At 28.7% G+C, this 22,476-nt stretch carries 18 protein-coding genes and 5 pseudogenes; 3 read left to right on the top strand and 20 right to left on the bottom strand.

All coding sequences use genetic code 11. The features are described from left to right. Nucleotides 1–347 precede the first annotated feature (347 nt). The gene (locus NG904_RS13050) at nt 348–2,096 is read left to right on the top strand and encodes an ABC-F family ATP-binding cassette domain-containing protein (RefSeq protein ID WP_252231901.1); all 1,749 of its coding nucleotides are present in this window, start codon (nt 348–350) and stop codon (nt 2,094–2,096) included. 264 nt (nt 2,097–2,360) lie between these two features. Beyond that, a pseudogene (locus tag NG904_RS13045) lies at nt 2,361–2,501 on the top strand (IS6 family transposase); the annotation flags it as partial. A gap of 196 nt (nt 2,502–2,697) precedes the next feature. Here the strand turns inward: NG904_RS13045 and NG904_RS13040 are convergent. The 9 genes and pseudogenes from NG904_RS13040 to NG904_RS13000 all read right to left on the bottom strand — a co-directional run. Next, nucleotides 2,698–3,223: pseudogene (locus NG904_RS13040) on the bottom strand (DUF4351 domain-containing protein); the annotation flags it as partial. A 24-nt stretch (nt 3,224–3,247) separates the two neighbouring features. Then, nucleotides 3,248–4,573 carry an MATE family efflux transporter gene (locus NG904_RS13035; RefSeq protein ID WP_252231900.1) on the bottom strand — a complete coding sequence of 442 codons (1,326 nt, stop codon included), beginning with the start codon at nt 4,571–4,573 and terminating at the stop codon, nt 3,248–3,250. Between the two features lie 150 nt (nt 4,574–4,723). After that, nucleotides 4,724–5,296, bottom strand: coding sequence for a TetR/AcrR family transcriptional regulator (locus NG904_RS13030; RefSeq protein ID WP_252231899.1), 573 nt, complete (start codon nt 5,294–5,296; stop codon nt 4,724–4,726). Nucleotides 5,297–5,363: 67 nt separating this feature from the next. After that, complete coding sequence (locus NG904_RS13025; RefSeq protein WP_252231898.1) at nt 5,364–5,981, bottom strand: DUF6064 family protein; 618 nt, start codon at nt 5,979–5,981, stop codon at nt 5,364–5,366. A 15-nt stretch (nt 5,982–5,996) separates the two neighbouring features. Beyond that, nucleotides 5,997–7,163 carry an alpha/beta fold hydrolase gene (locus NG904_RS13020; protein ID WP_252231897.1) on the bottom strand — a complete coding sequence of 389 codons (1,167 nt, stop codon included), beginning with the start codon at nt 7,161–7,163 and terminating at the stop codon, nt 5,997–5,999. A 72-nt stretch (nt 7,164–7,235) separates the two neighbouring features. Further along, on the bottom strand, nt 7,236–7,817 hold the full coding sequence (locus tag NG904_RS13015) for a TetR/AcrR family transcriptional regulator (RefSeq protein WP_252231896.1): 582 nt from the start codon (nt 7,815–7,817) through the stop codon (nt 7,236–7,238). A 547-nt stretch (nt 7,818–8,364) separates the two neighbouring features. Then, nucleotides 8,365–10,362, bottom strand: coding sequence for an oxidoreductase (locus tag NG904_RS13010; protein ID WP_252231911.1), 1,998 nt, complete (start codon nt 10,360–10,362; stop codon nt 8,365–8,367). A gap of 121 nt (nt 10,363–10,483) precedes the next feature. Further along, nucleotides 10,484–11,281 (bottom strand): MerR family transcriptional regulator, encoded by a 798-nt coding sequence (locus NG904_RS13005; RefSeq protein ID WP_252231895.1) that lies wholly within the window; start codon nt 11,279–11,281, stop codon nt 10,484–10,486. A 265-nt stretch (nt 11,282–11,546) separates the two neighbouring features. Next, nucleotides 11,547–11,690: pseudogene (locus NG904_RS13000) on the bottom strand (catalase-peroxidase 2); the annotation flags it as partial. Between the two features lie 99 nt (nt 11,691–11,789). On the opposite strand from NG904_RS13000, the pseudogene NG904_RS12995 reads away from it, so the two are divergent. Continuing rightward, nucleotides 11,790–12,137: pseudogene (locus NG904_RS12995) on the top strand (P-loop NTPase family protein); the annotation flags it as partial. Nucleotides 12,138–12,326: 189 nt separating this feature from the next. On the opposite strand, the pseudogene NG904_RS12990 reads toward NG904_RS12995, so the two are convergent. The 11 genes and pseudogenes from NG904_RS12990 to NG904_RS12940 all read right to left on the bottom strand — a co-directional run. Further along, nucleotides 12,327–12,551 (bottom strand): annotated as a pseudogene (locus NG904_RS12990) (DbpA RNA binding domain-containing protein); the annotation flags it as partial. 157 nt (nt 12,552–12,708) lie between these two features. Then, on the bottom strand, nt 12,709–13,848 hold the full coding sequence (locus NG904_RS12985) for an acyl-CoA dehydrogenase (protein WP_252231894.1): 1,140 nt from the start codon (nt 13,846–13,848) through the stop codon (nt 12,709–12,711). Nucleotides 13,849–14,020: 172 nt separating this feature from the next. Continuing rightward, nucleotides 14,021–15,457: a D-lactate dehydrogenase gene (locus NG904_RS12980; RefSeq protein WP_252212767.1), complete on the bottom strand. Its 1,437-nt coding sequence runs from the start codon at nt 15,455–15,457 to the stop codon at nt 14,021–14,023. A 140-nt stretch (nt 15,458–15,597) separates the two neighbouring features. After that, complete coding sequence (locus NG904_RS12975) at nt 15,598–17,142, bottom strand: L-lactate permease (RefSeq protein ID WP_252231893.1); 1,545 nt, start codon at nt 17,140–17,142, stop codon at nt 15,598–15,600. Between the two features lie 287 nt (nt 17,143–17,429). After that, on the bottom strand, nt 17,430–18,368 hold the full coding sequence (locus NG904_RS12970; RefSeq protein ID WP_252231892.1) for an electron transfer flavoprotein subunit alpha/FixB family protein: 939 nt from the start codon (nt 18,366–18,368) through the stop codon (nt 17,430–17,432). Between the two features lie 21 nt (nt 18,369–18,389). Beyond that, the gene (locus NG904_RS12965) at nt 18,390–19,175 is read right to left on the bottom strand and encodes an electron transfer flavoprotein subunit beta/FixA family protein (RefSeq protein WP_252231891.1); all 786 of its coding nucleotides are present in this window, start codon (nt 19,173–19,175) and stop codon (nt 18,390–18,392) included. A gap of 383 nt (nt 19,176–19,558) precedes the next feature. Further along, nucleotides 19,559–19,717, bottom strand: a complete 159-nt coding sequence (locus NG904_RS12960) for a hypothetical protein (protein ID WP_252231890.1) — start codon at nt 19,715–19,717, stop codon at nt 19,559–19,561. Nucleotides 19,718–19,845: 128 nt separating this feature from the next. Beyond that, on the bottom strand, nt 19,846–20,565 hold the full coding sequence (locus tag NG904_RS12955) for a helix-turn-helix transcriptional regulator (protein ID WP_252231889.1): 720 nt from the start codon (nt 20,563–20,565) through the stop codon (nt 19,846–19,848). Between the two features lie 78 nt (nt 20,566–20,643). Further along, on the bottom strand, nt 20,644–21,039 hold the full coding sequence (locus tag NG904_RS12950) for a hypothetical protein (protein WP_252231888.1): 396 nt from the start codon (nt 21,037–21,039) through the stop codon (nt 20,644–20,646). 385 nt (nt 21,040–21,424) lie between these two features. After that, on the bottom strand, nt 21,425–21,649 hold the full coding sequence (locus NG904_RS12945; RefSeq protein WP_053342288.1) for a DUF6718 family protein: 225 nt from the start codon (nt 21,647–21,649) through the stop codon (nt 21,425–21,427). Next, nucleotides 21,621–22,235, bottom strand: a complete 615-nt coding sequence (locus NG904_RS12940) for a RelA/SpoT-related domain-containing protein (RefSeq protein WP_252231887.1) — start codon at nt 22,233–22,235, stop codon at nt 21,621–21,623. Before NG904_RS12940 ends, NG904_RS12945 begins: the two co-directional genes overlap by 29 nt. Between the last annotated feature and the right edge of the window lie 241 nt (nt 22,236–22,476).

The following is a 22,476-nucleotide window of genomic DNA, read 5'->3' as shown; positions in this document are numbered from 1 at the left end:
ACATTTTATAAAAGCTTTAAATCAACCGTAAAAATGCCTCCCTTAGCGAAAATCCCACTACTTTTTTTTAAATATATATTATTTAAGGTAATAATATATATTGGATTTTCATTAGTTATAAGTGCAAAAAATAGACTAATATACTTAATGTATTAAAATACTAGGACAGTTTTTGTTTATTATATGAAATTATTGAACTTAGTCGAAAAAAATGTTATGCTGTCAATGTTAAACTTAGTAAAATGTCTTTACTACATAAAAATCAAGTGTAAAATTTCAATTGCTAAGAATATATTAAAGCGCTTATTTTTATAAGCTCTTTTTAAGTTATAAAGAGAGGTAATAATATGATAAAAGTTGATAACTTATCCTACTCATTTCCCCAAAAGGATTTATATAATAACATTTCATTTACATTAGAAGATGGTGAGCATTGTGCTTTTATAGGAACAAATGGCAGTGGAAAAAGTACACTTATAGATATACTTATGGATCCAGAAGAATATATGTTTGATGGTACATTAGAAATATCTCCAAATTGTAGAATTGGGTATGTAAGTCAATTCTCACAACTAGATAAAATAAAAGAAATTACAGTTTTCGAATATATAGCAGAAGAGTTTATTAAACTACAAAATGAAATAACATCTCTTTGTACTGAAATGGAGACATCTTCAGATATTGATACTTTACTAGAAAAGTATCAACAAGCTTTAGATGCATTTGATGCAATTAATGGCGATGATTTCGAAAACATTATTAATAAGAAACTTAATCTTACAAACTTAATCAAGTATAAAGATTTAATGATATCTGAACTTAGTGGTGGAGAATTCAAGCTTATCCAAGTAATTAAAGCAATGCTAAATAGTCCAGACTTAATGATTATGGATGAACCAGATGTGTTTTTAGATTTTGGAAACCTTAATTCTCTTAAAAATCTAATTAATTCACATAAAGGAACAATGTTAATTATTACACACAATAGATATCTATTAAATAATTGTTTCAACAAAATTCTTCATCTTGAAAACATGGAGATACAAGAGTTTGATGGAAGCTATATTGATTATAACTTCTCATTACTTCAAACTAAAATTGAATTACAAGAACTGGCTGCTGAAGATACTGCTGAAATTGAAAGAAATGATATATTAATAGAAAGACTTCGAGAGCTTGCAACTGAAAATGCTGAACAATTCAGAGGAAAAACCCTAAGGGCTAGAGTTAAAATTCAAGAAAGATTAGAAGAACGTAGAATTAAAGCTCCATTTATAGCTATTAAAGAACCAGATATTAATTTAAATACCTATAATAAACTTGAAGAAACTATTGCTTTAAAAATTAATAATTACAATGTTGTCTTTGATGAGATACTGTTAGAAAATGTTAACTTTGAGATTAAATCTACTGATAAAGTAGCTATTGTGGGTTCAAATGGTACTGGAAAAACTACTTTACTTAAAGAAATATTTAAAAATAATAATGATTCTATTGAGATAAATGAACAAGTTCAAATGGCTTATTTATCTCAAATTCAGGGCAAAACTCTAAATGATTCTAATACCATACTTGAAGAATTCTTGGAGGCTGGTTTTGAAACTTATGAAGACATTAAATTACATATTTTTGAATATGGTTTTGAAAATGAAGAAATACTTAATCAAAAGATAGAGTCTTTATCTGGTGGAGAAAAAAATATGCTTCAATTAGCTAAAATTTCTGCTAGTAATGCAAACTTGTTGCTTCTTGATGAGCCTACAAGTCATTTAGATACATATTCACAAATAGCATTAGAAAAAGCCATAAAAAACTATAATGGCGCTATTCTAATGGTTTCTCACGATTTCTATTCTATAGTAAACTGTATGGATTATATTTTAATTGTTGAAGATAAGAAAATAAGAAGAATGAATATGAAGACTTTCAAAAAAATGGTTTATGCCAATTACTTTGAAAAAGATTATTTAGAAATTGAACAAAATAAAAAATTAGTTGAAACAAAAATAGAATTAGCTTTAAAAGATAATGATTTTACCACTGCAAAAGATTTATCTGAAGAGTTAGAAAAGCTGATTAAGTTACTCCAAATTTAGTTAATAGCACAGGGTGACAATGTCATCAAGCTAAGAATACATTAAATTGGTAAAATAAAAACTTAATATTTTTAAAAATCATCCTAATAATCATTCTGAATACCTTTTGTAGGTATATCTAGAGGTTGGGGTGATTTTTTAAAATTTAAAAAACTCTTCATATTTTATATTGTACTTTACATTTATAGAATGCTCTATATCTATTGTTTATTTTACGCTTCCTTAAGCTTTAATCTGTTAAGTTATGTAAACATTGCTCTTATAAACTTAATCTATATATTTATTTTTCACTATAATTTTATAAGACCTCATGATTCATTGAATAATTTGACTCCAGCTGAAGTTGCCTTTTGTGGTTTTCTTATCGTAGATGCATATCAATCTATCACCTTCCTGTCTAAGTAATTTTGCGTAAAAAAATAGCCTACTCTAAATATCGCAAGCTATTTTCTACTATTTCTTTCCCTATTACTTTTTCTTGTTCTTCTTTAGCTTTCGCCTTTTTAAATAATTCCTTTAAATCATAATATCAATACTTTAAAAATTGTTGGTATAAATTATTTTGTTTACACATTACATTTTCCAATATTTTCACTACTCTTTAGAAATATTGTTCTAACTCTTCTATTGAATTCAACTCAAATATATCTGTTGCAATTAACTCTATTGTTTCTTTTGGAAGTGATTTTATTTTTTCCTTATATTCATTAGGTAATTTTTTAAACTTTTTCATTAGCTGTTTAATCAGAAGCTCAGCTTTTCCTTCATCTTTCCCTTTTTCAATTCCTTCTTGTATTAGACTTTTACCAAGTTCAGTCATTCTCAATTCCTCCTTTACTTTCTCCAAATCTTTTCCGCTTAAAAATTTATTTGCAAAAGCATATAGTATTGATTCTATATCATTCTTATAGTCATTATTTATGTCTTTTACTACGTGTATAGCGTTTATTATTTTATCAGATATTCCTATCTTCCATCCCATAATAGGAGTGAATGTTAGAGCCATTATATCTTGTTTTGTAATCTCTATTCGACATAGATATTGAATTAACTTTGTATTCATTTATTCCTGTTTCTAAAATACTCCCTGGATCTTTTATATTGCCTGAATAAACAACATAATTAATAAACTTTTCTATGTGTAGTTCCACCTAAACTTGTGCATTTTTTAGTAGTACTTTAAAATAATAAATTCCTGCTATAGTTGCTACAATATGACTTATCAAAACAGCTACCCATATTCCATTTAATCCTAAATCACCTGTAGATAATACCTTTGCTAGTGGCATACGAATAATAATATAGTAGAAAATCATTAAAAACATAGCTGACATTGGTTTTCCAAAACCATTTACTGCTCCAAGAACAGAATTAGTAATAACATTGCAGATATATCCAACTGAAATAATTGAAAAATAAACTTTAACTAAATCTTTAGCACTTTCATTTGCTCCAAACATTTGTGCTAAATTTTCTGAAAAAAATACTACTATAATTGTTAATACAATTAAAAATCCACTACCTAATAATACTCCTGATTTAAGATATTCTTTTGCTTTTTTTATATTTTTAGCACCAAAGCATTGACCAGTGCATGTAGTAATTGTCATGTTAAGCGCCATAGCAGGATAAAATAAAATGGTTTCTAATTTTCCTGAAATACCAAATGCAGCTATAGGCAATACTCCAAATGTACTAACTAAGCAAGTAATAAAACTTGTACTTATTGCAGGAATGCTTTGTTGAATAATAGATGGTATTGCTTTTAGTGTAAGATTCTTTAAAGTATTTTTGTCAAAGAACTTAAAATTAATTACAATTAATTTTTTCTTAATAATATATACAATCATAATAATCATCATTATTCCCTGAGACAATAAAGTTGCAATTGCTGCACCTTTAAGACCCATTTTATTAATAAAAATAGGATCCAAAATTATATTAAGTATTGTACAGAAAATAATAGATACCATTTGCATAGTTGTATTACCAAAACTGCGTAATACAGCTGTAAAATATAAGTACATAAATACAAAAACATATCCAATCATATATAAAATAAGATACTCTTTTGACATAGCATATATCTCATTTGGTGTGTTTAAAAGATTTAAAATAGTTTTTGCACTAAGTTCACATATAACAGTTATAATTATGCTGAAAATAAATGCTACTATAAAAGAAGTTGATATTACTTTATTTTGATTTTCTTTATCCTTTGCCCCAACATATTTTGATAACAAAATTGCAACCCCATTAGTAGCACCCATTGCAATAGAAATTGTTAACAGTATAGGTGGCATTGATACAGTAAGTGCTGCCATTGCTTTTTCACCAAGTAGATTTCCAACCCAAAGACTGTCAACTATGTTGTATGCCATGCTAAATATAAATGCTATGAGCACTGGGATAGTAGCTCCTATTAGTTTTCTAGTTGTGTTACCTGTTGTAAAATCTTTTTCTAATACATTTTTCATTTAAATCCTCTTCTTTCTTTGATTACTATTTAGTGAATTATAGTCAATGAATAAAATTCATTCACTAAGTATTTTTTTACCCTAACAAAATATCACTTTACAGAAATACTTTATTAGGGATGTTTATCTAATAACCAATCATTATATCTATTATCTTATTCCTAATATTGAATTTATAAATCCACGAATTTGTTTAATTTTTTCTTCCATAGAAATGTCTTTGCATGACAAAACACCTATTTGTCCATACATAATAAAATTAGTCATTATTTCAACATTTTCAATATGAATTTCTCTTTTTTCACATAACTTTTTAAACTCTTTACATAAACTTGGAATTAAATATTTTGCAATTTTTATAGTAAGTTGCTCATGCAATATTTCATTACCAGTCTTATGATAAAAATAATGATATTTGCTGTTATCTTCTTGAATTAGCATTAATTTAGCCATATCGTCCATACGTTCTATTAATGTTTTTTTATCATCACAAATAACCTTTAAAAATTTTTCTCCACATTCTTCAACATACTTATCCATTGCGGTTTCGAAAAGTTCTTGTTTTGATTTAAAGTAACGATAACATAACCCTGGTACCACATTCATTTCCTTTGCTATGTCAGCCATAGAAGTTGATTCATATCCTTTTTTATAAAATAATCTCATTGCTGTATCTAATATTTCCTGTTTGCGAACTTCAGGCTCCTTTGAAATTCGTACCATATTTAAAAACCTCCTTTCATCACTCTAAACATAATATATCACTTTTATAACTCTTGCTATTATTATTTTATTTTTTTCTTTCTTTAATAATTAAAGTCCACACATAAATAGCCAAAATTCCAGAAAGAAAAAGTATAAAATCTTCTGGTACACCAAACATAAAAATTTTAGGCAATCCTGTTAACGCCCAAAATATTAATAGTATTAATATTTTATAATCTACTTTGGTAGAAAAAGAAACTAATAATGTAATTGAATATACTACAAGCGGGCAAGGCATAAGCCATGTAGTTATTGCAGGATATGCATGTCCCAATATAATACTAATTAATGGATAGGCTAAAAATAGAATGTATAAAATGAATACTAATTTATTAAACCTTTTATTTCTTTCAAAAATTATATTATCTTTAAATATGTCAATAAAAAACAATAATGCAATACTGCCAAATAAAGTAGCTGTTAAATATTTGTTTAACTCATTAGACCCATTCAGTATAAAAAATACAATTGAAATCCAAGCAAAACTAAAAGATAAAAATATTTTCAATGAAATTTTCACAATTTTTGTTGGTTTAATATATATTAGTCTTGTTAACACTAAGCCTATAGCACATATTATAAGTTGTGCTATCCAAGTGCTTTTATTATAGTTAGAAATCGTATTCCAAAATATCACAGACATATCACACCTCCAAACTTAATTTATTTTAGATATATTGTCTATCCAATTTACTATACTCTCTAGAACCAATTTAGTGTTACCAACATTACAATGTCTTTCTGCAAATTGCTTTTCATTAAATAATTTAAAAGTTAATGATTTTACATTTGTTAAAGCATCTATTTCTTTTTTATAAAATTCTTTAGGAATAAAATGATCTTTAGAAGCACCAATCAATAGAAAATCTTGTTTAATCAAAGGAGCTATATTATATATTTGAAAATTCATTGATTTAGCAAAATAATCATAAGGTGTATTAACTCCAAAATTATATATACCATGCTTAATTCCCCATTCGGCCATAGGGTCTTTTTTCATTTGTTTTTCCATCAATTTATTAATCATAAATTTTTGTTTTAATTTGAACAATACCCTTACAATTCTTTGAACTTTTTTAGTACGGGTTGACATTAATATATCAAAAAAACTAGGGAATATACTCCATGCTACAACTTTTGTAATTCTTTTTTCAAATGCAGCAGCTCTGGGAGCTAATATTCCACCTAAGGAAATACCTATCACTGTAACATCATTTAAGTTGTAATAATCCAAAACACATTTCACAGGTTCCTCCCATTTGTGGGTAAATGGAATATTATATTTTCTTAACACTTCTCCTTGTCCTGGTCCTTCAAAAGCATAAATAGAATACCCTTTTTCTCTTAAATATAATACTGTTGATTTAAATTCTTCAATATAAGAATCATTTCCACCAAATAAAAGAATTGTACCCTTTGATCCTTTTTCAGGAAGCGATACCCATACAGGTAAATATCCATTTTCATATTTAATTTTTTCTATTTTAATTACTCCTTTATCCATAAAAAGGCTTGAATTTAAATCATAAAATAATTTTTTTGCTTTCTCATAAACTTTAATTTTACTTGGATTTTCATGGAACATGAAAAACTCTGCCATACGATAATATGCTATTGCCTGTTCTATACGCTTTTCATTTAAAGCTTTATCTCCAAGCTTTAACATTTCTCTTTCCCAATCTTTAGGTGTTTTTATTAAATAGCTTATAGACTTAATTTCTTCAGCATCTCCATTACTCCACAATATTGTTCTATTTAACTGATAGTTAAAATTAGGTTCACTATTCAAATTATATGTACCTACTTTAAAATTGTTATTATACATAAAATCAATCACTTCCTATATCTTGTTTAATAAAGGACACATGGTCGTTATTATTTTATTTAAAAATGTTGACTATTTATTAATCAACATTTCTGAACCTTTTATATGATATTTAATTAATTTATTAAAATTATCATAAATCTCTCTATTATCCTTTTTATTTCTTAGTATCTCTAATATACCTTCTATTAAATTAAAAGCAATTACATGAGCTATAAAGCATTCTTTAGCAATATTTTCGGAAAATCCTTCTGCAAAATGCCTTTCTAACATATTAATAATTTTTGATTTTATATCTTCATACTTTGTACCTTTTGAGCAATCCATAATAAGAAGTAATTCTTCTCTGTGTTCCGATGAAATTTTAAATAGTTTCTGAACCATCATTTCAATAAATTCATTGCTACCAAATTTCTCATAGAATTTATGATTTACAAAAAATTCAGTCATATTTATCAAATCATTTGCCATAGCATCAGTAATATAATAAAAAATCTCCTCTTTTGTGGCAAAATAATTATAAACATTACTTTTACTTACATTTGCTTCCTTTGCAATCATATTCATTGAAGTTTTCTCAAATCCATATTTACTAAAAAGTTTTTTAGCCCCATAAGTTATATTGTTTTTAACTTCTTCTTTTAATATTTGCATAAACGACCACCTATTCTTTTATAATAATATTATATTATTATATTCGTCAAGTTACAATACTTCTTCCACAACAATTCCACTCTTATAAACATCCTTTAGAACAGGATCTATTGTTACATATCCATCTACCTTTTTTATAGCAACTTCATAAACAGTACCTCTTTTCCTCAATTTTAAAATCTAACATTTCTAATATATTTTTATTTTATCCTATTCATTCAATCTAAACATCCTATTATAAATATTTTCTCACAGAATCCTTGCTACTAAAAGGTGCACGTCCTCAAAATAAAAATGTCCCCTAATAAAATTTCACTAAGGGTGTGCACAAATACTTAAAATTCAAAACAAGTGGCTAAAATTACCCATTTATTTTGAAAATTTTCTTAGTTTTTCTAAGTTGATTTTTATTGTACTCAATTATAATTTTTATAATGCAAGAAATTTACGAGAAAAATTAAAAAGTATGACTTCAATAAAATATGGAAGTCATACTTTTACTTTACACTATTAAATTTAAGAATCTCTATTAAAATTAAATTATTCCTTAAATGTTTCTTGCTACTTCATATGCATCCCATATAGCATACATTATATTTTGAACTTTGTTTGCATCACCAATCATTCTAACATTACTGTGTAAGAATTTAATTTTATTATATAGTGAATTTTCTGAATTATATCCTATTGCAACAATTGCTGAATCAGCTTTAACTATTTCTTGAGATTCTTTGTTTTCAATTATAAATCCTTCCTCTGTTGCTTTTATTATTTTAGAGCCACATCTTACATTAATCTTATTAAATGCTACTAACTCTTTTAACATATCATGATTTGCGTGGCATAAAGGTCCACCAACTTGCAATATATCATCCATCATTTCAACAATAGTTACATTCTTACCCATTTCTTTTAACCATAGAGCTGTTTCACAACCTACTAGTCCACCACCAATTACTATAGTCGAGTTTCCAACATCTTTTTTCTTAAGTAATACTTCTTCTGCAGTATAAACATTTTCTGTTCCTTCAATACTTAATCTTCTAGGAGTAGAGCCTGTAGCTAGTATAATTGTATCTACATCAGTTTCTTTAATCATTTCTTCTGTAACAGTTGTATTATATCTTATCTTCACTCCAAGTTTATTCAATTGTAATTCATACCATTGAATAAGTGCTATATCGTCTTCTTTAAAACTTGGAGCTCCTGCTGCTACTAGATTTCCACCTAATCTATCACACTTTTCAAATATTTCTACCTCATGCCCTCTTATTGCAGCTACCCTTGCAGCTTCACATCCTGCAACTCCGCCTCCAATAACAAGTACTTTTTTCTTTTCATCAGCTTTTCTAAGTTCTAGTTCTTTTTCTCTACAACATGCTGGATTAACTGCACATGTTATATTGGCAAAATTCTGTAATCTTCCCATACAACCTTCTTGACAAGATAAACATGGACGAACACTCTTATAATCACCTGCTAATATTTTATTAGGGATTTCAGCATCTGCAAGTAATGGTCTTGCAAGTCCTATCATATCTGTTTTTCCTGATAATATAGCATCACTTGCTAATTCTGGATCTTCCATTCTTCCTGCTGTAATTATTGGAACATCTACTGCATTTTTAAGAATTTCATTATATGGTAAGTATAATCCCTTTTTTTGATACATTGGGGGATGACTCCAATACCATGAATCATATGATCCAACATCTCCATTTAAAGTATCATATCCTGCATCTACTAATATTTTAGCGGCTTCTATTCCTTCTGGAACATCTCTTCCCATTTCTTCGAATTCTTCACCTGGTAAACCACCTTTACACCAGTCTTTTATGAAACTCTTAATACTATATCTTAAAGATACTGGATAATCTTCTCCACATCTTTTCTTTATTTCTTGAACTATTTCACAAGCAAAACGTAATCTATTTTCTAAACTTCCACCATATTCGTCAGTTCTATTATTAAAGAATGAAATTGCAAACTGATCAAGTAAATATCCTTCATGAACAGCATGTATTTCTATACCATCAAAACCTGCTTTTTTAGCTATTTCTGCTGATTCTCCAAACTTTCTAACATATTCCTTTACTTCTTCAGTTGTAAGTTCACGGCATACTACATCTTTTAAAAATCTATGTGGAATTGCAGATGGTCCAACTGCTGTTTTTCCAACAATTGAAGGAATACTTACACGTCCAAATCCAGCTGATAACTGCAAAAATATTTTTGATCCATAAGCATGAACACGTTCAGTCATACTCTTTCCTGTTGTTATAAAGTTAAGAGGATTTAAAGTTGGACATGGCATAGATGGTAATGCACATTTTTCAATGTCATTTTCAACCATAGTAACACCTGTCATTATTAAACCCGTGCCACCTTTAGCACGTTCAACATAAAACTCTTCACCTTTTTCGTTAAAGCTTCCATCAGCATTACATAACCCACCTGGTCCCATTGGTGCTAAAACAAATCTATTTTTTATTTCTAAACCACCTATTTTTATTGGTTCAAATAAAATTTTGTGTTTTTCTTTTATCATAAGACATCCCTCTTTCTCTAAAATAATTTTATGTCTGGTAATACTTACCTCTAAAAATCATTATAGAGTATAAAGGAACTTTAACTTCAATAGTTATTGTGACAAATTTATCAAATATTTATTTTATAGGTATCCATATTTCTATATATGTGCGTAATTTAGCTGGTTTCTCAACATCTACAAGAAGAATTTTTCCAACTGTATCTCCTATGATTTCAAATCCTCTAGACTTAGCATACTCTTCTGCCCTTTTAAAAGTTACTTCAGGATTTTTTGTCAATTCATCATCGATAATTTGAATTGTATGAAGACATGAAGTGGCTTTTAAATTTTTTCTATGCAAATCCAAAGAAATGTTAAACTTTTCTATATGATTATCTAAAATCATATATCCAAAATTGCATGTATTATTATCTCTATGCTTAATCACACCTAGCTGAACTGTTGGCATTGCTTTAACACACTGTTGAACCATCTTTTGAGCTTGTCTATTTCTAGATATCCATCCACATTCATCATCATACAGCATTAATATTTCTGGAGATTTAACAAATTCATATTTATCAAGAAGTTCATTAATAAGACGTATGCTTTTCAAATTCTCTTCTATTGAATCTGCAAGCTCTCTATAATATCTGCTTTTTTCTTCGGCTTTTCTTTTGTATTCTTCAATTCTATTCTTAGTAGATAAATAACTACTCTCTTCCCCACTAAACTGCTTAACAATAGCCTTCATTGGCATTTCCATATTTTTATACTTTGTATACGATAACAATCGAAATACATCAACTACATTATAATATCTCCATCCATTTTTCTCTTTATTTGCCTTAATTAAATTTTCTTTTTCAAAAAAATGAATTGCACTTGTTGTTATTCCTAATATATTTGATAAATCTTTAACACTATATTTCATTTCCATCCTCCAAAACCTAAAGTCTCTTTAGCCTTTATTTGAAATTAATATATATGTTTTATGAATTAACTAAATACATTCTTTACTTTTTGTATTTAAAATTCTGAATATTTTCCAAACATTCTATATCATTTAAAAAATAGCATATTTCTTAAACTATTTCTAGTCCTCACCTTTCTTTTTTATCTTTGTTATTGTAGAATTTGTAATCTAAAATAGACTTAATTAAGTTTAAAATTAACTTAGTTAAAGCTATTTAAATAATTTATTTAATTTCAAAACGATCTGCATTCATTATCTTATTCCATGCAAATATGAAATCCTGTATAAATTTTTCTTTATTATCATCACATGCATATACTTCTGCAATGGCACGAAGCTGAGAATTTGAGCCAAAAATAAGTTGAATGAAAATTAACATATCACTTATTATTATTTTTAACTATATTTATTTTATTTGCATTAATTATAAATACAAGATATAGACTAAATATACTTATATATTAAAGTGCTTATTAATGAGCCTACAAGTCATTTAGATACATATTCACAAATAGCATTAGAAAAAGCCATAAAAAACTATAATGGTGCTATTCTAATGGTTTCTCACGATTTCTATTCTATAGTAAACTGTATGGATTATATTTTAATTGTTGAAGATAAGAAAATAAGAAGAATGAATATGAAGACTTTCAAAAAGATGGTTTATGCCAATTACTTTGGAAAAGATTATTTAGAAATTGAACAAAATAAAAAATTAGTTGAAACAAAAATAGAATTAGCTTTAAAAAATAATGATTTTATTAGTGCAAAAAAATTATCTGAAGATTTGGAAAAACTAATTAAGTTACTTTAGGATCTTAGATTTTTTATATTTATATTAAACTAAACAACTTGTACTTTGAAATCTTTCTTTTCTTGAGATGGAGTTTTTATGAAACACTAAGCATTAAATTTCTGGTAATATTTTCAATATTTAGGAGGAGGGTCTTATCAGAACCGAAGGGACTAATTGCTAAGCTTTATCATACAGGAATCCCACCTGTTATATATCTACTTTACTTACGGTACGAAGTCTGCCTTTGATAGGTGTTTTTTGTAACTCCTGGAATACCCATTCCCCTTTATTATTTAATATTTCTACAAAGGTAGATATATCAACTATATTGATGATTCCTATATCTTCTTTTGTCATGCCCTCAATATTGCAAAGTGTGCCTACAATATCTACCACCCTCATCTTTGTTTTCTTACCTTCATTAATATTTAATGTATTATAAATTCTTAAAGAATAAAAAAGCACTCCATCCAATTAAAGACATAAAAAATAACAAGTTCCCTATAATATATAGTTGAACTTGTTATTTTCATAGTTTATTTAAATGTGTTTAACTAAAGAGCAAATTTATTAGTTCTTAAAATGTGGCTTATCTAAGCATCCATCCTGAAATCACCATCATTTGAACTTCTGATGTTCCTTCATAGATTTCTGTTATCTTAGCATCACGCATCATTCTTTCAATTGGATAATCACTTGAATATCCATAACCACCAAATAATTGCAGGCAACGACTTGTTACATTAGTAGCATTTCTAGAAGCAACCAATTTTGCCATAGCAGCTAAATGTGTATATTTTACATGATCATCTTTTGCACATGCTGCTTGATATACTAAAAGTTTTGCAGCTTCTGTACTTGCACGCATTTGTGCAAGTTCAAATTGAGTATTTTGGAATTGTGAAATTGATTTTCCAAATTGAACACGCTCTTTAACATATTTTACTGTTTCTTCTATTGCACCTTCTGCAATACCAAGAGCTTGTGCTGCAATACCAATACGTCCTCCATCAAGAGTCGCCATTGCAATTCCGAATCCTTTACCTTCTTCTCCTAAAAGATTTTCCTTTGGAACTATGCAGTTATCAAAGAATAATTCACATGTAGAAGATGCACGAATTCCCATCTTTAATTCATGAGTTCCAACAGAAAAACCTGGGAAATCTTTTTCAACGATAAATGCTGAAATACCCTTTGTTCCCTTGCTCTTATCTGTCATAGCAAAAACAATATATATATCTGCATATCCTGCATTTGTAATGAAAATCTTGCTTCCATTTAATACATAATGGTCTCCTTCAAGTACTGCTGTTGTCTTTTGCATAGAGGCATCAGTTCCAGCAACAGGTTCTGTTAATCCAAATGCACCTAATTTTTCACCTGAAGCAAGTGGTTTTAAATATTTTACTTTTTGCTCTTCTGTACCAAAAGTATGAATTGGAGTTGCGCAAAGACTTGTATGTGCTGAAACAATAACACCTGTTGTCGCGCAACATTTAGATAATTCTTCTACACATTGTATATAACTTAATGTGTCCATTCCAGCTCCGCCGTATTCTTCAGAAAATGGAATTCCAAGTAAGCCCATTTCAGCCATTTTTGCTACATTCTCTTCTGGAAAACGCATGCTTTCATCAATTTCTTTTGCGATTGGTTTTACCTCATTTTCTGCAAACTCGCGATACATTTCTTGTAATTGTTCATGGGTTTCATCTTGTCTAAAATTCATATTAATCTCCTGCCTTCCTTTTTTCCTTTTTATAATTTGTTGGATATCAATTGTTTTTTCTTAATTCCTTTTCTTGTTTTGTGGAACATCTTTTCCTTTTTACTTTTTGTAGGATACGCTTATTTTTCTTTTTTTTACTTTTATGAGATATTTATATATATAAACTTTTTTATTATGAACTTAAACCTTCTATTTGGCTACATACTTTACCTGGATTCATAATGGAATTTGGATCAAAGACTTTTTTAATGCCTTTCATTAATTCCATATTTACTTCTCCAATGCTATCTCTTAAATAGCTAACCTTTCCACTACCAATTCCATGTTCTCCTGAAACAAGGCCTCCACATTTTATTGCTTCCTCGTAAATAATCTTAAAGAATTTATCAACTCTTGTTTTAAACTCTCCTTCTTCTAAATCATTACTGCATTGGTATATGTGAAGATTTCCATCTCCTGCATGTCCAAAGCTTTTAATAGTTATTCCACACTCTTCACCAGTTTTATTTACAAATGCAAGATAAGAAGCAATTTTATTTACTGGAACTACAACATCACATTCATCTAATAATTTTGTTTCTGCCATAATAGCTTCAAGGAAACTAGAACGTGCAGCCCACGCATCCTTAATTTTTGCTGGTGTATCAGCTACAAGCACATCAATTGCTCCTGCTTCTAATACTATTTCACTAGCTTGTTCTATAAGATTATTTAACTCATCTTCATTACCGGCATCAACAGTTACAAGTAAATAAGCATTTGCAGTTACTCCATCAATTACTTGTGGGAATACGCTTTTTCCAATATATCTTTCACTAGATAAAACGATTTCTCTTTCCATAAATTCTATAGCTTGCGGATTCATGTGTTCCATTTTAAATTTAGGAACAGTAGCAATACAATCATCTAAATTTTCAAAAGGTATAATTAAACTTGCAACTACCTTTGGTGCTGGCATGATTTTAAGTGTAAGTTCAGTAATAACTCCAAGAGTACCTTCTGAACCAATCATTAAATTCAAAAGACTATAACCTGAACTTGTTTTCGATACTGTAGCTCCAAAGTCTGTTACTTCACCGGTTGGAAGTACAACCTTCATTGCACGTACATAATCACGTGTTGCACCGTATTTTACAGCTCTCATTCCACCAGCATTAGTTGCAACATTTCCACCTAGGCAAGCAAATTTTTCACCTGGGTCTGGAGCATATAATAATCCTTTTTTTAAACAGTCCTCTGCAAGATCGTTTAATAAAACACCAGCCTCTACACGTACAATAAAATTCTCTAAGTCATAAGAAAGTATTTTATTCATCTTTGTAATATCAATTAAAACTCCTCCGAGTAATGGAACTGCTCCACCTACAAGCCCAGTTCCTGCCCCTCTTGGAGTTACTGGTATTTTATTTTCATTACATATTTTTACTACCTTTGAAACTTCTTCAGTAGAATGTGCCATAAATACAACTTGTGGAGCTGCTTTTCCATAGATAGGCATTTCATCGTGACTATAATCTTCATTTATATCTTCACCTGTTAAAATATGCCCTGGAGCTGCCTCCTGTAATTTCATGATTAATTCTTCTGTTAATTGATTATACTCAGCCATAATAATCATTTCCTTTCTAATTTATTTAGTGCCAAATTTAAATTATTTCCTAAAATTTTACCTGAGATCTTTCATCCCTTATATTTTTATACTACTTATTTCTTATCTCTAAATACTACTTCTATCTTACTTATTATCTCTTAACTAAATAAACGTGTGCCTATAAAACATAGGATTCCACTAATAGTTATATAGCATATATAATATTTAAATATACTTCTTAAAATTTTACTTTCCGAACCAGATTTGCCTATTGCACTTGCGCCAATTGCAATACTTTGAGGGCAAATCATCTTTCCTATCCCTGCTCCAAGTGTATTTGCTGCACCCATCCATGCTGCTGAAAGTCCAAGTTTTTCTGCTGTTTGTACTTGTAATCCTCCAAATAAAACACTGGTAGATGTACCTGAGCCTGTGACAAAGCCTCCAATAGATCCTATTAATGGTGAAATTAATGGATATGCTCCTCCTGTAACTACAACTAAAAAACTTGCAATATCTGAAATCATTCCACTATAGCTCATTACTTTTGCGGTTGACATAACTGCACAAATTGTTACAATCGTTTTCCAGTTTGCTTTTAATGTACCTTTTAATACCTCAAACATCATTGGCACTTTTGCACCTTGTGTAAACCCTCCAATAATGGCCGCAATAAAGATAATTACACCCGGTGTATTAATCCAACTAAAGGTTAAAGTGTTTCCTCCTTTACCTGCATATACAATTACACTAGTTTTAAATCCTGCAATTGCATCATAAATTGGTGGGCATAATGTTGAAGTAAACATTAACATTAAAAATATTAGAATAAATGGGCACCAAGCTTTTACTGCATTACTAAATGATAAAGTTGTTTCTTCTTGTTTTTCATTAACTTGAATACAATATTCTTCTTGAGGATTTTTATTAAATATTTTTGCTGAAGCAACTGTACATATCATGCAACAAATAGATCCTACTATATTTGGTAATTCTGGTCCAAGTACTGTTGCTGTAATATAAGCAGGTATTGTAAATGATAATGAAGCAACCAAGGTAACAACAAATACCCCTTTAAGTGCCTTTATTCCTTTACCTACAATGCATACCATAATAAATGGACTTATAAAAAGGATAAACGCTTCAATTATCGCTGTATTTGCTGCTAGTGAGTTAGCTCCAACTTTCGTTATTTCAGAAAGTGTTACTAAAGGTATTCCAACTGATCCAAAAGCAGTTGGCGCTGTATTGGCAACTAAACATGCTAGAACTGCTGAAATTGGATTTAATCCAAGACCAGCGAGCATTGATGCTGGAATAGCAACTGCTGTACCGAATCCCGCCATTCCTTCCATGAAAATACCAAAGCCCCATCCAATAATTAATATTAATACTCTTTTATCTCTAGAAACTCCAGCTAACATTTTTTTAATGGAATCCATTGCGCCTGTACGTAGAACCAAATTATACGTAAACAAAGCTGCAACAATAACTAGACAAATTGGCCACAATGCGTTTAGTATTCCTTCTAATACTCCTGTCATAGTATAAATGACATTCAAATTCCAGAAGAAAATAGCTAAAATCATTGTAAGAACAAGTGTAATTAAACAGGCTTTAAAACCTGGCATTTTTAATCCGCTAAGTGCAATTATAAGCCAAATAATTGGTGCTATGGCCATTAAGAATTTTAAAAACAGCATTTCATATCCTCCTTATTTAATTCTTAAGTGGTATAATCTTTCACAAATTGGTATCACCATGGTATTATAATTATCCATCTCTCCACTTGCTAATTAATACTGTTTTAAAAATATACGAATATAATTATTTTTTATATGCTACGTTTATTATTAATTTATTTTTAATAATTCTCTAAGTGTACAAGTGTAAAATTTTATATTTAATTTCATATTCTTGTGAATTGAGATTTATTTTTAAGTTATTGCAATAGCTTTTAGTGAAATAACCCTTTATCTTAGAAAAAATTTTACTGTGCTTTTGCTTTTTTCATTTCTTCAATCATAACTGGAAGAATTTCTGCAACATTACCAACAATACTCAAGTTAGAAACTTCAAATATTGGAGCCTCTTCATCTTTATTAATTGCAACGATATAACCTGAACCTGTCATTCCAGATGTATGTTGTGTTGCTCCAGAAATACCACATGCAATATATAGTTTTGGTGCTACAATTTTTCCTGATTGTCCAACTTGATGTGCACGAGAAATCCATCCTTCCTCAATTGCGGGTCTTGTTGCACCAACTACACCACCAAGTACACGTGCTAATTCTTCAACAAGTTTAAAATTTTCTGCATTTCCCATTCCACGTCCACCAGAAACAATAACTTCAGCTTCTTCTAAATTAACAGATTCAGAAATTTCTTTTACTACATCAACAATTTTTGTCTTAATAACATTAGATGAAATTTCAAACTTCTTTTCTGTAACACTTGCATTTGAAGCAGATTCTGGCTTTGGAAAGCTTCCATTTCTAACTGTAACTATAGCAGTGCCTTCTACTTCAATATGTTCCAAAATTGTGCCGCCATAAGCTGGTCTGGTATATATAACTTTATCATGGCTTTTACTAATTCCTGTTACATCACTTACACAGCCTAAACTCATTCGTCCAGCAATACGTGGTGCAATGTTTTTAGCGAGTGCTGTATTAGCTAATAGAATAATATCTGGATTTTGTTCCTTAACAGTTTCTGCTAATACTTCTGTCAAAGTATCACAGTCATCCGCATTATCTGCAAAAATAACTGGAATTCCAAATTCTGCTACTGTATCTACTAAAGCCCTGTTACCTACTACAAGAGCTGTTCCTTCTGCCTCTAATGCTTTTACTGCACTAATAAGTTCTAGGCTTCCTCCCAATACTTTTTCTCCATCTGTTTCAATAAACAATAATGCTTTCATACTTTCCTTTTCCCCCTTAATTTAGATTGCCTTATCCTTTTTCATTTGTTCCATAACAGCACTTACTGCAAGCACAGCATCTTTCTCTTTAATCTTGATACCAGCTTCTTTCTTAGAAGGTTCAACATATTTAATGCAACATACTTTTGCGTGTTTTACCTCTCCAATTTCTGCTGCTGAGTAAGTTGGAATTACTGCCTTACGACTTGCCATCTTAGTTTTAATCGTAGGGTAACGTGGATCATAATTTGGTTTACTTACTGTTACTACTGCTGGTGATTTTAAAGAAACTAAATTATATCCTTCATCAGTTTCTTGATGAACTTCCAAATCATTATCTTTTAGACCTATTTCAATTGCACTACTTACAAAACCCATTTTAAGTTTTTCAGCAAGCATTGCTCCAACCTCACCAGTAATTTCATCTGTAGATTCCTTTCCACAAAGAATTAAATCAAATTTTTTACCCTTGTCCTTTTCAATTTTATTAATAGCATCTGCCAAAACATGAGCTGTTCCAAGGGAGTCTAAATCTGCATATAAATCATCTTTTACAAAAAATGCTTCTTTAGCTCCTACAGAAAGACAATTTTTCAAGGTGTTTAAAGAATCTTCTGCTCCAACTGTTAATACACTTACTTTCCCTCCATGTGCTTCAGTCAAGCGGACTCCTAGCTCTAATGCATATGTATCAAATGCATTTGCTACCAAACTCACTCCACTTAACTTGGGTTTTTTAGCTTCCTTATCCAAATGAATTTCAACAGAGTCATCTGGAACTTGTTTTACACATAACATAATTTCCATGTTTTTTCTCCCCTTTACCATTTACATTAATTTAATGATATTAACAAGTTTATTAATATTCTTTTCCTAGATTTAATATATTCCTATAATCAAAGATAATTTTCCTCCTATAAATTCATACGTACTTGTCATACCAATCATAAATAGGTAGGACCAATTTATAATTTCATTATATCTCCTCAAATACTGCTTGTAAACAATTGTTAATAATTTAACAGTAAATGTTTACATTGGTAATTTTCTCTATTATAAAAAGTTATATATATAAGTCCTTAAATCAATTTTTGCATCATTGATTTAAAGTAATTTTTTCCTTAATACCCTTATTTTTATATTTATTGTTAAATTAATAACATAGTCATATCAAAAAAATATTTAGATTATTAATATGACATAACTTGCATTAATAATCTAAAAATACCATTTCTTCTACAGAACCCTCTTACAGAATCTCTTGATAATCCTATAATACTAGCAATAGCCTTATATCCCATATCTTTTAATCTTAATTCTCTTATTTTTTCTTTTTGGCCCACATTCATATGAATTGCTCCTTTCAATCAACATTTTGGCAATAAAAAAACGCCTTGAAGAACTTTACTAGTATTCTTAGCGCTTATGTACTAAATTTGTATTTTATCTGAAATTTTAGATGCTTTTATAATTTGGATTATGTTGAATGTTTATTAGTTTCTATGTAATTTTCAATTCTATCAACTCTAAATGGTATTTCAAATTTACTGCTTCCTTTTTCAATTTCAGAAACTAAATAAAAGTAATATTCATTAAAAACTACTGCTATTGGGTTTACTACATGATGTTTCTGCCTTCCATCAGCTCTTTTATAATCAAATTCAACTTGTTTACCTCTTTCAATACTCTTTCGTATAATCCAAAGCAAATCAATTATATCTTTCTTGTGCTGTGGTTCAACATAATAAAGTTCTTCTTTAGCAATTATCTCTTTTACAACTGATGCATCTTTAACTTGAGAACTTAATATATTTAACATTCTTGTTATTTCTTTTCTTGTAAATGCTCTTGACTGTATTATTACCTTCACAAAAGCATATATATCACTTTCAGAAAAATCATAATCACTTCGTAAATTCGCATTATATAGATTTTCTTTGCGACAGTAGCTTATTTCCCTATACACACCATTAGAACCCTCATTTTCATAGTTACGTTTAAAATAGTCATTTAAACATTTAATATCTCTTCTAACAGTTCTCTCACTTGTACCAGAATATTTTACAAATGCTGCTTTATCAAATTGATTTTCTTTATTAATTAAATTATATAGATCAAGAATTCTATATATAGCCAACCTTTCACTTGGTATCTGGTCCTCACCCATATTTTTATCATTTTCTTCTTTAATTACCATATTTATCACTCACCAAACAATATTTTACTTAAAATATTAATTTTTGTATATAGTTTAGAATATTTTTAGTGATTTTAATCATCTCCACATTTCTATTGCTAAATAGACTATTTTTTTTAATTCTCCTATCAACCCCTTAACTTCATACCTTGAAATATTATCAATTATTTTCTGTCCTTTATCGTTATTACATAACCTTTTAAAATTATCTTTCAAATATATAATCTCATCAGCATTTAAATTGTTAATACATTCTGCTTCATAACAGTTTACTAGTACTTCTTTAACCTCATATTCTGTTAAATCTGACTGTGGAATAATACTCTTATATTTATATTGAATGTATAATATTAAATCACATATATCTTTCGGCTTTATTCTGCTCTTAACTAAACATCTATTCTTCTTATTTGTACTTTCTTTACTATACTTTATCTCATATACATAATTAACTTCTCGATTTAACATGTCCATTTTATCAATTCCTCCAAATTTCTATGTTTAAAATATACTCCAATAATACGGACATCTAATGTCCATCTTGAGTAAAAATTTATACAAATGGAAGACCTTTAATAACAAATGTATGGGATTCTATTAAATCAAATGTTGCCCAGAAACTATATCACCTTTTTTTACTTTATATTGCACTTGAGGATTAGCAAAGAACTCTGGTTCTTTACTTTTCAAATTTTATCTTCAAGACTTATTTTTTAAGCACTTGATTTTCTCCAAAAAACACGAAAACCCCTTGAAATCAAGGGGTTTCTATTGTATCAAATTTCTAGTTCTTATATAACCTGTATTTGGAAACATATTTCTATTTCAAATAGTTCATTCAATTTAACAGAATTGCAACCTACATTTTCACTACTTTAGAAATATACTCTGCTTCATCAGTAATTACTGTATATGGAAAATACTCTTTGAAACTTTCTAAATCATTAAGTGTTACTATTTGTACACCCTTTTCAAGGGTTGTTAATGTTAAATATTTTGATAATGATGCCAATCTTTGACCTTGCTCTAATTCTAATACCAAACTACCTTCTTTATCAAATTTCTTTGCTACTAGATAACACATTTTTTAATACCTCCATAAAATCAAATTCACTTTTAATTTCTTCACTGTTATATTTTTTTCTTAACAATTCACCTATATTACTGTTTTTTTCATACTTATATAAATGTACATGAAGCCAATCATTCATAATCCTATCATGTTTAGTATTTATTTGAATCTCTATAGGATAATGCTTATTTGTCTTCTGATAATATAAATGGAGTCCTCGATATCCATCATCATTAGCTTTTCCATTTATCATATTCGCTACTTTAAAAATACTTAAATCCTGTTCTAAAACTTCATTGTAATTCTTTATTATAACTCTAATTCCAAGTATATCATTAAAGCATTTATTAGCTTCTATATGTGGATAATATTTATTGTATTTTAGCAAACATGATTGTATAGATTTTACCCTATAAGCAAAATTCACACCTTTTAGCAAATCAGTACTTTCATAAAATTCTTTCAAATCAATTATCTCATTAAATAAATCATCTTTTTCAAATTTTCTTAAAGTATTCTTTAAACTTTTTCCAAGTTTATTTTCAAAGCTTAATTTATCAAGTAATTCTTGGCTTATACCATAAAGACTAAATTTCAAATTAACACCCTCTCTCTTTATGGTGATTACTATTATTATAATTGTATTTATTAGTATTATCAAAACTTTTTTAATGTTGTTATCGCTAAATTGTGCACCCACCTTACTAAAATACATAAGGTGGGTGCATTTTTTCAATTATATTTCCAAATTTTATCTTCAAGACTTATTTTTTAAGCACTTGATTTTCTCCAAAAAACACGAAAAGACCTTGAAATCAAGGGCTTTCTATTGTATCAAA

Origin of the sequence: Clostridium sp. ZBS15 (assembly GCF_023845705.1) — a bacterium.
Classification (GTDB): Bacteria; Bacillota; Clostridia; order Clostridiales; family Clostridiaceae; genus Clostridium; species Clostridium aquiflavi.
Note: the sequence above shows the minus strand (reverse complement) of the source record. Positions and strands in the feature narration are given on the sequence as shown.

Excerpts from the sequence above, each read along its gene's own strand:
- NG904_RS13025 (WP_252231898.1), bottom strand. The coding sequence starts at position 5,981 with ATGTCTGTGATATTTTGGAATACGATTTCTAACTATAATAAAAGCACT.
- NG904_RS12950 (WP_252231888.1), bottom strand. The coding sequence starts at position 21,039 with ATGGACATGTTAAATCGAGAAGTTAATTATGTATATGAGATAAAGTAT.
- NG904_RS13020 (WP_252231897.1), bottom strand. The coding sequence starts at position 7,163 with ATGTATAATAACAATTTTAAAGTAGGTACATATAATTTGAATAGTGAA.
- NG904_RS12960 (WP_252231890.1), bottom strand. The coding sequence starts at position 19,717 with ATGAATGTGGGCCAAAAAGAAAAAATAAGAGAATTAAGATTAAAAGAT.
- NG904_RS12985 (WP_252231894.1), bottom strand. The coding sequence starts at position 13,848 with ATGAATTTTAGACAAGATGAAACCCATGAACAATTACAAGAAATGTAT.
- NG904_RS13035 (WP_252231900.1), bottom strand. The coding sequence starts at position 4,573 with ATGAAAAATGTATTAGAAAAAGATTTTACAACAGGTAACACAACTAGA.
- NG904_RS12955 (WP_252231889.1), bottom strand. The coding sequence starts at position 20,565 with ATGGTAATTAAAGAAGAAAATGATAAAAATATGGGTGAGGACCAGATA.
- NG904_RS13005 (WP_252231895.1), bottom strand. The coding sequence starts at position 11,281 with ATGAAATATAGTGTTAAAGATTTATCAAATATATTAGGAATAACAACA.
- NG904_RS13050 (WP_252231901.1), top strand. The coding sequence starts at position 348 with ATGATAAAAGTTGATAACTTATCCTACTCATTTCCCCAAAAGGATTTA.
- NG904_RS13030 (WP_252231899.1), bottom strand. The coding sequence starts at position 5,296 with ATGGTACGAATTTCAAAGGAGCCTGAAGTTCGCAAACAGGAAATATTA.
- NG904_RS12975 (WP_252231893.1), bottom strand. The coding sequence starts at position 17,142 with ATGCTGTTTTTAAAATTCTTAATGGCCATAGCACCAATTATTTGGCTT.
- NG904_RS12970 (WP_252231892.1), bottom strand. The coding sequence starts at position 18,368 with ATGAAAGCATTATTGTTTATTGAAACAGATGGAGAAAAAGTATTGGGA.
- NG904_RS12980 (WP_252212767.1), bottom strand. The coding sequence starts at position 15,457 with ATGGCTGAGTATAATCAATTAACAGAAGAATTAATCATGAAATTACAG.
- NG904_RS12945 (WP_053342288.1), bottom strand. The coding sequence starts at position 21,649 with ATGTGTTATCTAGTAGCAAAGAAATTTGATAAAGAAGGTAGTTTGGTA.
- NG904_RS12965 (WP_252231891.1), bottom strand. The coding sequence starts at position 19,175 with ATGGAAATTATGTTATGTGTAAAACAAGTTCCAGATGACTCTGTTGAA.
- NG904_RS13015 (WP_252231896.1), bottom strand. The coding sequence starts at position 7,817 with ATGCAAATATTAAAAGAAGAAGTTAAAAACAATATAACTTATGGGGCT.